The organism is Butyrivibrio sp. NC2007 (assembly GCF_000421405.1).
Lineage (GTDB): Bacteria > Bacillota > Clostridia > Lachnospirales > Lachnospiraceae > Butyrivibrio.
Window position 1 is genome coordinate 17,687 of the sequence record NZ_ATWY01000030.1, and the last position, 10,639, is coordinate 28,325.

Below are 10,639 nucleotides of genomic sequence, written 5' to 3' on the forward strand. Positions count from 1 at the left end.
ATATAGGGCGATTGTAAAGGAGCTAGGATATGAAGAAAAAGATACTTCCGGCGATTATTATAATCGTCCTTATTTTTATTTTTGCAGGTATTTACGTGGGTCAGGAGATGCTCAAGAAGTACTCCTACAGCACAGAGAAGGCTGATCTTGAGGCCTATTTCGGAGTAGAAGGCGATAATGACGTTCCCATCATTTTAGGCAATGAGAAGATCGAAGAGCACGCTAAGCTCTTTGACGGCTACTACTACATGGATTTTGCTTCTGTTCAGAAGTACCTCAATGACCGCTTTTATTACGGAGTAGAGGATGGAACACTTCTCTACACAACACCCACAGCGGTTATTACAAATGTCATCGGCACAAACGCCTGGTCTGACAGCGATGGAGGAAGCTCTGAAGAGAGCTACGTAATCTCAAGGCTCGAGGGAGAGACTCTCTACATTGCCCTTGATTATGTAAAGAAATACGCAAACTTCTATTATGAAGGTTTTGATAACCCTAATCACTTACAGCTCAACACAAGCTGGGAGGATGAAGAGGTTGCAACTATTTCCAAGAACACTCAGATTCGCATAAGAGGCGGAGTAAAGAGTGAAGTCCTTGAGGAAGTAAAAAAGGGTGATCAGGTAATCGTTCTTGAGGAGCTTGAGAACTGGACCAAGGTTAAGAGCGCAGACTCCTTCATCGGTTATGTCGAGAACAAGAGACTTAAGGATAAGACCACAAAGAGCCCTATCCCTGTTGAGGATTATGTAGAGCCTGAATTTACAGGAATCTCCAAGGATGGAATGGTCAACCTGGGCTTCCATAACATCGGAGGCGTAGCAGGTAATGATACCATAACTGATGTTTTATCAAATGCTAAGAGCCTTAATGTTCTTTGCCCAACATGGCTTGCAGTAACAGATAACGATGGAACGATCAGAAGCTTTGCGACATCTTCTTATGTCAACACTGCCCATGACAGGGGCATTGATGTGTGGGTGCTTCTTGATAACTTCACCGGAGGAAGCGAAGTTTCATCCCATGAGTTCTTATCACACGCATCCAGCAGAGCAGCCATCATCAGCAAGGCAGTTGAGGAGACACAGGCAGTCGGAGCAGACGGTATCAACCTTGACTTTGAGCTTATCGCAACAGAGGATGGTCAGTCCTTTGTTCAGTTCATGAGAGAGCTGTCCATCGCCTGCAGAAAGGCAGGGCTTGTTTTCTCAGTAGATAACTATGTACCTATGAATTTCAACGATCACTATGATCTTGAGGAACAGGGGATTTTCGCTGATTATGTTATCATCATGGGATATGATGAGCACTACGGCGGATCTCAGGAGGCCGGTTCCGTTGCTTCTCTTAAATATGTAGAGAACGGTATCATCAAGACTCTTGAGGATGTACCGGCGCAGAAGGTCATCAACGCAGTTCCTTTCTACACAAGAATCTGGCGCACCACAGACGGCAAGGTTTCCAGCGAAGCTGTTGCCATGAAGACTGCCAAGGAATTTATTGCAAACCACAACATCGACATGCAGTGGAATGCAGAGGCAGGACAGAACTACGGCGAATACACACAGGACGGAACCCTGGTTCAGATCTGGATGGAAGATGAGACAAGTCTCGGACAGAAGATCGACTCCATGAAAGCCAATAATATAGCAGGAATCGCAGAGTGGTCACTTGGCATGGAATCCCCTGAAGTATGGGATCTCATCGCTTCATATGTAGGTGGCTGATAAGAATTATGAATACAGAGCTTTATAAGATAGACGAACACAATATTGATGCTGCGGCAAAAGAGATCTTGAAAAAGGCCGGAGATATTATAAAAGAAGGCGGGCTTGTTGCCTTTCCTACCGAGACGGTTTACGGTCTTGGCGGAGATGCCTTAAATCCCGAGTCTTCAAAGAAGATCTACGCAGCAAAGGGAAGGCCTTCAGACAACCCCCTGATAGTCCACGTGGCAACCATGGAGGATGTGGAGGCAATAGTAGACGAGGTACCTGAGGCAGCTTACAAGCTGGCAGAGGCCTATTGGCCCGGCCCCCTTACCATGATAATGAACAAGAATGAGAAGGTTCCCCACGAGACCACAGGAGGCCTTGATACTGTAGCAATCCGTATGCCAAACAATGAGATTGCCCTTGAGCTTATAAGACAGTCCGGTGGATATATCGCAGCACCCAGTGCAAATACATCGGGACGCCCAAGTCCCACCCTGGCAAGATACTGCGTAGAAGATTTATCCGGCAAGATTGAGATGATCATCGACGGTGGTCAGGTCGGTATAGGTCTTGAGTCAACCATCGTGGACCTCACATCAGAAGAGCCCATGATCCTTCGCCCCGGCTACATCACTCAGGATATGTTAAAAGAGGTTTTGGGAGAAGTTACAATTGACAGGACCATTATAGATGCAGCTTCAACCGAGAAACCCAAGGCTCCCGGAATGAAATACAGACACTACGCTCCCAAGGGAAGCCTTACAATAGTTCAGGGAAGCCAGCAGGAAGTAGTGGACTATATAAATGCCAAGGCAAAAGAGGCTATGGCAGAGGGCAAGAGAGTCGGCATCATCGGAACGGATGCGACCAGTACTCTCTACAGTGCAGATGTCATTAAGAGCGTAGGCAACAGAGAAGATGAAGCGACCATCGCCCACGAACTCTTTAAGGTCCTCAGGGAATTTGATGATGAGAATATTGATATCATGTTCTCAGAGTCTTTTGACGAGAGCGGAATCGGCCAGGCAATAATGAATAGGCTTTTGAAGGCCGCAGGCCATAATGTTATAATACTATAAGTGGAAGGAAGAAGAGAGAAATGATAGCTATTGCAAGTGATCACGGCGGATTTGATCTTAAGGAATCAGTTAAGAAGCACCTCACAGAGAGAGGTTTTGAGGTCAAGGATTTCGGAACTTATGACAAGAATTCCTGCGACTATCCTGACTTCGGAAGGGCAGCAGCAGAGGCTGTAGCTTCAGGCGAGTGCGAGAAGGGAATCGTTATCTGCACAACAGGTATCGGAATCTCAATCGTAGCCAACAAGGTTCCCGGAATCAGATGCGCTCTTTGCAGCGAGACAACAACAGCAAGACTTACAAGAGAGCATAACGATGCCAACGTTCTTGCCATGGGCGGCGGAATGACAGGCGAGCTCCTTGGTAATGAAATCGTAGATGTTTTCCTGGATACTCCTTTTTCAGGCCTTGAGAAGCATGCAAGAAGAATATCCAAGATAGAAAAATAATAATTTTAATCAGGAGGATGCGTATGAGCAAAGTAGTAATTATGGATCATCCTTTGATCCAGCACAAGATTGGATTTATCAGAAGAACAACAACAGGAACAAGAGATTTCAGAGAGACCATCAGCGAGATCGCTATGCTGATCTGCTATGAGGCAACAAGAGATCTTAAGCTTCAGGATGTAGAGGTAGAGACACCTATCTGCAAGACAACAGTCAAGGAGCTTAAGGGCAGAAAGCTCTGCGTTGTACCTATCCTTCGTGCAGGACTTGGTATGGTAGACGGAATGCTTACACTTATTCCTACAGCCAAGGTTGGTCACATCGGTCTTTACAGAGATCCCGAGACTTTAAAGCCTGTAGAGTACTACTGCAAGATGCCTGCAGATGTTTCCGAGAGAGAGATTTTCGTAGTTGACCCTATGCTGGCAACAGGCGGATCATCAGTTGCAGCTATTCAGATGCTCAAGGACAGAGGATGCAAGCACATTCACTTCATGTGCATCATTGCAGCTCCTGAGGGACTTAAGGCTATGCAGGAAGCACATCCTGACGTAGACATTTACGTTGGAGCACTTGACGAGCATCTTAACGAGCACGGATACATAGTTCCCGGACTTGGAGATGCAGGAGACAGAATTTTCGGAACCAAGTAATAGTAGGATTGTAGCAAATATGGGGGGAGATCATATGAAGCGTGAAGACTACATTTCCTGGGATGAATATTTCATGGGTGTTGCAAAGCTTGCAGCCATGCGTTCCAAGGACCCTAATACTCAGGTTGGAAGCTGCATTGTAAGCGAAGATAACAACATCCTTTCCATGGGATATAACGGCTTTCCGAAAGGGTGCTCAGATGAGGAGTTTCCCTGGGACAGAGAAAGCGATGATGAGCTTTGCACCAAGTATCCGTACGTTACCCACAGCGAGCTTAACGCCATCTTAAACTACCGTGGCGGAAGTCTTGTGGGTGCCAAGATTTATGTATCTCTTTTCCCGTGTAATGAATGTGCCAAGGCTATAATACAGTCCGGCATTAAAACGGTTGTATATGACGATGACAAATACAGCCAGACACCGTCAACAAGGGCATCCAAGAAGATGTTCGACGCTGCCGGTGTGAGATATTATCAGTACACAAGAAGCGGAAGGGCCATCAAGATCACTATCTGACACCATGAATCACAGGAAGAGCTTTTTTGCAAAAGACAATTTCATAACCGGAGTTCTTTTGAAGACGACAGCTCTTTTCTGTGTGGTCATCATGCTCTTTGTAAGCATGCCAATAACTGCAGGCGCCACGGATTCTACCAAGCAGCAGCTTGAGAATGCCAAGAAGGCCAAGGAGCAGACTCAGGGTCAGCTCGAGGATACCAAGGATGACATTGCCGAGATGAATGAGGAGAAATCCTCACTTCAGGGGCAGCTGAACAACTTGAACTCTCAGCTGACTGAGGTCAGTAACAATCTTGAGTCTTTGGAAGAGCAGATCGGCGATAAGGAAACCGAGATCGAGAACACCCTGGCTGAGCTGGAAGCAGCAAGGAACATTGAAGAAGAACAGTATGCTTCCATGAAGAAGCGCATTCAGTTCATGTATGAGAAGCAGAATAACATGATGCTTGGAATGTTCTTCGGAGCCAACAATTTCGCGGATTTCCTTAACAAGAACAACTATATTGAACAGCTTTCGGCCTACGACCGCAAGATGTTCAATGAATACGTTGAGACCAGGCAGCTCATCGAGGAAAAAGAGGCTGTTCTGGAACAGGAAAGAGAGCAGCTTGAGGATTATAAGGTCAAGGAACAGGCCGAGCAGAGCAGAGTTTCAGGCCTAGTGAATCAGACCTCCGGATCCATCAAGCAATATGCCAACGATATCTCAGATGCCGAAGCCAAGGCCCAGGCACTTGAGGATCAGATAAAGGCGCAGGAAGCGGACATCAAAAAGCTTGAGGCCAAGCTTGCCGAAGAGATGAGGATGTCCAGACTTGCCAAGAACTCCACCTGGAGGAATATTTCGGAAGTTACCTTTGCCGAGGGAGACAGATATCTTTTGGCAAACCTTATATACTGTGAGGCCGGGTCAGAACCCTACGATGGTATGCTGGCCGTTGGTGCAGTTGTTATCAACAGGGTATTATCTTCAGTTTATCCGGATACGGTGGTTGGAGTTATTTATCAGAACAAGCAGTTTTCACCGGCATCAAGCGGAAGGCTTGCACTGGCACTTGCCGATGGAAAAGCAACAGCAGCCTGTTACCAGGCTGCCGATGAAGCAATGAAAGGTTATTCGAATGTAGGCAACTGCGTATATTTCAGAACGCCGGTGCCGGGACTTTCAGGAATCAACATTGGTGGGCATGTATTCTACTGATCTTTGCCTTCAGCTTTTATAAGTTCTTCAATAGGGGCCGCAAGTGGCTCTATACCATCTGTATAGATTTCATTCAGGAGCCTGTTCAGAGAGAGCAGGCTCTTTTTAAGAAGAGTCTCGTTTATGAGGCGCTTCTCAAAGGCCTCGGACAGCTCGTCCAGGTCCACAACCCTGATCTTACCTGAGGGGTAAACAACAACGTCAGCAAGAAGGTCTATGATATGAAGCTCGTTTTTGGCTTCGTTTAGCTCATAGTCAACCACGTCGAAGTACCAGAAGAGAAGTTCGCCGTCTCTTTTTAAAAACTTGCTGATCCTGTAGCCTCTGTCCAGGTAAAAACAGGAATAGCCATCAGAAAAATCGCGGCGCTCCTTGATAACGTGCCACTTGGTCACGATCATGGAATCCGTCCGCTTTAGAATAATATCATCCTTAAGTTCCACGCATTCATCCGGGATGAAGCGCCTGCGAAATAGCGTTAAATTATTCATACAAAAATAATATACTAGCGAAAATTGAAAGTCAATTATGCAGGATAAATCGATTAGACTAACAATATTAAAAACAATCTACTTTATAGTAGTTCTTGTCATAGCGATGCTTGTCGTAAGTCACTTCTCCAATGGGGACAATGCAGATATGTCTGCCCCCATGTCTGAGGCCACACTTCCCATGGTGACGCTTGTCAGTGGGGACAGAGAGGTAAATCCTCTTCACGGCTACACTTCAGAGATTGATCTAAGCTACCTGCGCGGCACTATAATGCCGATCGGAGCAGCAAGGGATGTTCACTACAAGGTAAATACTTTCGGAAACAAGGTCTGGAATCTGGGCTTTGAAGTAAGGAGCATAGACGGCAAGAGCCTTGTCGAGAACACAGAGATCACAGATTACAGGGAAAACGCGGATTACATCGAAGGCTCTTTTGTCCTGAAAGACCTTATAAACCCGGGCCAGGAGTACATGCTTGTTATCCTCATGGACACTGAGATCGGAAAGGCCAGATACTACTCAAGGTTTGTGTGGACTGAGGACGATTCCAAGTACTACATGGATGAGGAGCTGGATTTCGTTCTGGGATTTTCCGAGGCGACCTTCAGTAAGACGGAGGCCCAGGAGTACACCAAGTATCTTGAGTCCAACGGTGATGGCGACAACACTACCTTCAATAAGGTGAACATTCACTCGAGCTTTAACCAGGTGACCTGGGGAGATATGACGGTTACAAAGCATACAGAGCCGGAGGTTTTTGTTAAGGACCTTCATGGACAGACCGGTATCTACGAGCTCATGTACAGGGTTAATATCAAAGATGGTACTGCCAGCAGGCTCTACAATGTGACGGAGTGCTACAGGGTAAGATATACGTCGGACAGAATGTACCTTCTCAACTTTGAGAGGACCATGAACTATGTGTTTGATTCATCTTCCTATGCGCTTGGAACCAACACTATTGCAATGAATATTTCAAGTCCTGACCTTCAGCTGGTGGAGAGCAGCGGCGGAAGCGCCTTTGCTTTTGTCAGTGAGAACAGGCTTTACATGTTCAACAACTCAGAGAGTAAGCTCGCTTACCTCTTTGGCTTCTACGATACAAATAACGATGACCCAAGGACCAGATGGCAGGATCATTCCATCAAGATCTTGAAGGTGGATGAGGCAGGAAACGTAAGGTTTGCTGTTGCAGGTTATATGAACCGAGGAATCCATGAAGGTGCTGTGGGAATCGCAGTCTATGACTATGATTCGGCTATGAATTCAGTGGAGGAGCAGGCTTTTGTAGAGAGCGTGCAGTCTGCGGAGATCCTTTGTAACTACGTTTCGAACATAGCCTACGCAAGCAGCGCAGATATCTTTTACGTAATGCTGGATCAGAATATTTACGCCATAGATCTGCTTGGCAAGTCAGCCAGCCTCGTGGCTCAGAACATCGGAGCAGGTGAATACAAGATCTCAAGGTCTGAGAGCACCATAGCATGGCAGAGTGATCTAAAGAGCCTTAAGCTCATGAACCTCAGTAACAGAGTGGAATCAGAGATAAAGGCGGATCCGGGTGATCACATAATCCTGCTGGGATTTATGGGAGAGGATCTTGTATATGGTTTGTGCCATGCATCGGACGTTGGCGTAGATACCATGGGCAATCCTCTTTATGCGATGTACAATATAAGGATTGGTGACCTTGATGGAAACATCCTTGAAAACTACCATCCAAGCGATATTTATGTGACAGGTGTGTCAATCGGAGAGAATCAGATTAAGCTCACCAGAGTTGTAAAGGATGAATCCGGTGAGAATTATATTTCAACCTACGACGATCAGATAACCAGCACACTCAAACCGGAGACCGGAAGCAACCTGGTAACAGTTGTTTCTGTAGATGTATTTGAGAAAATTGTTCAGATCACAACTAAGAGTGACATTAAGTCCAAACAGCTAAGAGTTCTTACACCTAATCAAACGCTGTTTGAGGGCAGCAGAAATGTTAAGCCCGATATAGAAAGAGATACCAAGGAAAAGCCCTTTTACTATGTATATGGCATGGATGGAATCAGGGCTATCTATACCAATCCGGCGGATGCTGTCAAGCTTGCAAACGATGCGCCGGGCATGGTTGTCGGTGATGATAATGATTATGTATGGCTCAAGGGAAATCTCCTTCGCTCAAACCAGAACATGACCATAACAAGAACCGCCGAGAGCTATGAGGGTATGGACGAGATCAGTTCAACTGCTGTCTGCATCGATCTGATGCTCAGGTATGAGGGCATCAACAGGAATGTTCAGTCACTTCTTGATGAGGGCGAGAGCGTAGTCAGCATCTTAAAGAGCTCGCTCCCGGATGCCCAGATATTGGAACTGGATGGTTGTCCGCTGTCAGCTATGTTATACTATGTCAATCAGGACATACCGGTTCTGGCAATGTTAAATGACGGATCATCGATGCTGGTGATCGGTTTCAATGACCTCAACACGGTGCTTATGAATCCGCAGACAGGTCAGGTTTATAAGTATGGAATGAATGATTCGGACAAGCTCTTTTCCGATAATGGTTACCATTTCATCACTTATATAAAATGAAAGGATAGGCAATGACAGATAACAGAAACGACGATCTCGATTTCAGAGAGGTCAATGAAGAAGGGGAGAAGCTGACATCTGAAGAAAAAGATGTTAAGGATGCTTCTGCTAAGGATGCTTCAGGCGATGATAAGAAGACAGAGCAGCCTCAGTACGAGGATGTGTGCTTTGTCTGCAGAAGGCCTGAGAGCAAGGCGGGCAAGATGTTCCACCTTCCCAACAATATATGTATATGTGATGACTGCATGCACAAGACCATGGAGGCAGTCAGCCAGTTTGATTACAATAATCTCTTGAACAACCCGAATCTTATGAATGAACTCAACAAGAATTCAGGAGGCTTTCCTAACTTCGGATTCTTTAACATGGACGGGTTTAATGGCGGAAATAACTTAGGCGGAGGAATCCCCAACTCACAGAAGATCAAGAAAAAGAGTGAGAAGGCTGAAAAGCCCGTCATCAACATCAAGGATATTCCCGCTCCTCACAAGATAAAGGCCAAGCTCGATGAGTACGTCATCGGACAGGATAAGGCCAAGAAGGTCATGAGTGTTGCTGTTTACAACCACTACAAGAGAGTTGCGACAGACACTATGGACGAGATCGAGATTGAGAAGTCTAACATCCTGCTTCTTGGACCTACTGGAAGCGGTAAGACATATCTGGTCAAGACACTGGCAAGACTCCTTGATGTGCCGCTTGCCATCGCAGATGCCACATCACTGACAGAAGCCGGATACATCGGTGATGATATCGAGAGCGTAGTAAGTAAGCTCCTGGCAGCAGCCGGCAACGATGTAGAGAAGACCGAGCACGGTATCATCTTCATCGACGAGATAGACAAGATTGCCAAGAAGAAGAACACCACATCCCGTGATGTCAGCGGAGAGTCCGTTCAGCAGGGAATGCTCAAGCTCCTTGAGGGATCCAATGTGGAAGTTCCGGTAGGTGCCGGCAGCAAGAACGCCATGGTTCCTCTTGCAACCGTTAATACCAGAAATATCCTCTTTATCTGCGGAGGTGCATTCCCGGATCTTGAGGAGATCATAACCCAGAGACTCAACAAGCAGACTTCCATCGGTTTTGATGCCGACCTTAAGGACAAGTACGAGAATGATCCGGATATTCTTACCAACGTAACCATTGAGGATCTCAAGAAGTTTGGTATGATCCCGGAGTTCCTGGGAAGACTTCCTATCATCTGCACACTGCGTGCCCTTGATAAAGACATGCTGGTTCAGATCTTGAAGGAGCCCAAGAACGCTATCCTCAAGCAGTACCAGAAGCTTCTTGCGCTTGATGAAGTTGATCTTAGATTTGATGATTCCGCTCTTGAAGCTATTGCCGAGAAGGCTATGGAAAAAGAGACCGGAGCAAGAGCTCTTCGTGCGATCATCGAGGAGTTCATGCTGGATATCATGTATGAGATTCCCAAGGATGAGAACATCGGTCGCGTGACCATCACCAGGGATTATATAGAAGGAAAGGCTTCGCCGATCATTGAGATAAGGGGCGAGAGCGTGCCAAAGCTTCCGAAACTCAATACGGAAGAGGCAAAAGAAGTATAAAAAAGAACCCCGTTAAGGGCAATGTCATTAAGATAAGATGACAACAAAAAGAAATAGAGAACTGAGAACCTGAATAAGGTAATCAGTTCTCTTTTTTTGATGGTTTTTAAACCTTCAGGGCATAGAAAATAGGCAGATGTCCATCTGCCGAAATGATAGTATAATTAGTTTGTTAAGCTACTCTGTACAGAAAGCTTATAGCGGTTTGGACTTTGACTTTGCGAGGGTCTTTGCGTCCAGGTCGGATTGGAAGAAGCTCTTTACTGATGAGGAATTCCACGTCAGGAGGAGCTTCCTTCTTTATTGATAGAAAATGGCGACATATGTGGATAGCCCTCGTGTAGTTTAATTGATAAGCATGCTTTCGGTG

Annotated in this window: 9 protein-coding genes; 8 read left to right on the top strand and 1 reads right to left on the bottom strand. The window is 46.0% G+C overall.

Annotation, left to right across the window (positions count from 1 at the left end; genetic code table 11):
• The first annotated feature begins 29 nt into the window (after positions 1-29).
• The 6 genes from G632_RS0117065 to G632_RS0117090 are packed head-to-tail and all read left to right on the top strand — an operon-like array spanning position 30 to position 5,620.
• A complete protein-coding gene (locus G632_RS0117065; protein ID WP_022770745.1) occupies positions 30-1,730 on the top strand; it encodes a glycosyl hydrolase family 18 protein in 1,701 nt (566 codons plus the stop codon).
• A gap of 8 nt (positions 1,731-1,738) precedes the next feature.
• Positions 1,739-2,797: an L-threonylcarbamoyladenylate synthase gene (locus G632_RS0117070; protein WP_022770746.1), complete on the top strand. Its 1,059-nt coding sequence runs from the start codon at positions 1,739-1,741 to the stop codon at positions 2,795-2,797.
• Positions 2,798-2,817: 20 nt separating this feature from the next.
• Complete coding sequence (gene rpiB, locus G632_RS0117075; RefSeq protein WP_022770747.1) at positions 2,818-3,246, top strand: ribose 5-phosphate isomerase B; 429 nt, start codon at positions 2,818-2,820, stop codon at positions 3,244-3,246.
• A gap of 23 nt (positions 3,247-3,269) precedes the next feature.
• Entirely contained in the window at positions 3,270-3,899 is a 630-nt protein-coding gene (gene upp, locus G632_RS0117080; RefSeq protein WP_022770748.1) for a uracil phosphoribosyltransferase, read from the top strand.
• A gap of 34 nt (positions 3,900-3,933) precedes the next feature.
• A complete protein-coding gene (locus tag G632_RS0117085; RefSeq protein ID WP_022770749.1) occupies positions 3,934-4,416 on the top strand; it encodes a deoxycytidylate deaminase in 483 nt (160 codons plus the stop codon).
• A gap of 4 nt (positions 4,417-4,420) precedes the next feature.
• Positions 4,421-5,620 (top strand): cell wall hydrolase, encoded by a 1,200-nt coding sequence (locus G632_RS0117090; RefSeq protein WP_022770750.1) that lies wholly within the window; start codon positions 4,421-4,423, stop codon positions 5,618-5,620.
• Here G632_RS0117090 and G632_RS0117095 read toward each other — a convergent pair.
• On the bottom strand, positions 5,614-6,063 hold the full coding sequence (locus tag G632_RS0117095) for a DUF402 domain-containing protein (RefSeq protein WP_242826456.1): 450 nt from the start codon (positions 6,061-6,063) through the stop codon (positions 5,614-5,616). The two genes, G632_RS0117090 and G632_RS0117095, sit on opposite strands and share 7 nt — an antisense overlap.
• An 85-nt stretch (positions 6,064-6,148) precedes the next feature.
• Here G632_RS0117095 and G632_RS0117100 point away from each other — a divergent pair, with 85 nt between their 5' ends.
• Both G632_RS0117100 and clpX read left to right on the top strand, forming a co-directional pair.
• On the top strand, positions 6,149-8,701 hold the full coding sequence (locus G632_RS0117100) for a hypothetical protein (protein ID WP_051154983.1): 2,553 nt from the start codon (positions 6,149-6,151) through the stop codon (positions 8,699-8,701).
• 11 nt (positions 8,702-8,712) lie between these two features.
• The gene (gene clpX, locus G632_RS0117105; RefSeq protein ID WP_022770753.1) at positions 8,713-10,269 is read left to right on the top strand and encodes an ATP-dependent Clp protease ATP-binding subunit ClpX; all 1,557 of its coding nucleotides are present in this window, start codon (positions 8,713-8,715) and stop codon (positions 10,267-10,269) included.
• Positions 10,270-10,639 lie beyond the last annotated feature (370 nt).

Excerpts from the sequence above, each read along its gene's own strand:
- upp (WP_022770748.1), top strand. The coding sequence starts at position 3,270 with ATGAGCAAAGTAGTAATTATGGATCATCCTTTGATCCAGCACAAGATT.
- G632_RS0117070 (WP_022770746.1), top strand. The coding sequence starts at position 1,739 with ATGAATACAGAGCTTTATAAGATAGACGAACACAATATTGATGCTGCG.
- clpX (WP_022770753.1), top strand. The coding sequence starts at position 8,713 with ATGACAGATAACAGAAACGACGATCTCGATTTCAGAGAGGTCAATGAA.
- G632_RS0117065 (WP_022770745.1), top strand. The coding sequence starts at position 30 with ATGAAGAAAAAGATACTTCCGGCGATTATTATAATCGTCCTTATTTTT.
- G632_RS0117100 (WP_051154983.1), top strand. The coding sequence starts at position 6,149 with ATGCAGGATAAATCGATTAGACTAACAATATTAAAAACAATCTACTTT.
- G632_RS0117085 (WP_022770749.1), top strand. The coding sequence starts at position 3,934 with ATGAAGCGTGAAGACTACATTTCCTGGGATGAATATTTCATGGGTGTT.
- G632_RS0117090 (WP_022770750.1), top strand. The coding sequence starts at position 4,421 with ATGAATCACAGGAAGAGCTTTTTTGCAAAAGACAATTTCATAACCGGA.
- rpiB (WP_022770747.1), top strand. The coding sequence starts at position 2,818 with ATGATAGCTATTGCAAGTGATCACGGCGGATTTGATCTTAAGGAATCA.